The following is a 570-nucleotide window of genomic DNA, read 5'->3' as shown; positions in this document are numbered from 1 at the left end:
TCTCCTGGCAGAGCCGGCTGACCTGGCTCTTCGAGACGCCAGAGCCGCCCATGGCCTTGACGAGATCGTCGACGGCGCGGGTCGAGACACCGTGCACATAGGCCTCCTGAATGACGGCGGCGAGCGCCTTTTCCGCCATGCGGCGTGGCTCGAGAAAGCAGGGGAAGTAAGAGCCTTTTCGAAGCTTGGGGATGCGCAGCTCGACGGTCCCGGCCCGCGTCTCCCAATCGCGATCGCGATAGCCGTTGCGCTGGATGCGGCGGTCCGCCGAGCGCTCGCCATGGGCGGCGCCGGTCAACGCGCCGACTTCGAGCTCCATCAGCCGCTCGGCGGCGAAGCCGATCATCTCGCGCAGGAAATCGGCGTCCGGGGACTTCTCCAGCAGCGCGCGAAGGTTCATCATATCGTCGGTCATCGGTGTTTCCTCGGTTGCGTTTCGAATCGCAAACCAATGCTATCGGAGAACCGCCGATGACCGCCCAGCGGCGCTCGGACGCGCTGCGCTTCGGCCTACGGCCTCCGCTCCGCGCGCCCGAGCGCCGCTGCTACACCTCTCCAAGGGGCACGACC

Annotated in this window: 1 protein-coding gene; it reads right to left on the bottom strand. The window is 67.0% G+C overall.

Going from position 1 to position 570, the window contains the following annotated elements:
• Positions 1-415 (bottom strand): transposase (locus KP010_RS09130; protein WP_216280753.1); only part of this gene is annotated, 415 nt, incomplete at its 3' end.
• Positions 416-570 lie beyond the last annotated feature (155 nt).

This window comes from Methylosinus sp. KRF6, assembly GCF_018887255.1.
Classification (GTDB): domain Bacteria; phylum Pseudomonadota; class Alphaproteobacteria; order Rhizobiales; family Beijerinckiaceae; genus Methylosinus; species Methylosinus sporium.
The sequence above is the reverse complement of the archived record's forward strand: the minus strand, read 5'-3'. Positions and strand labels throughout refer to the sequence as shown.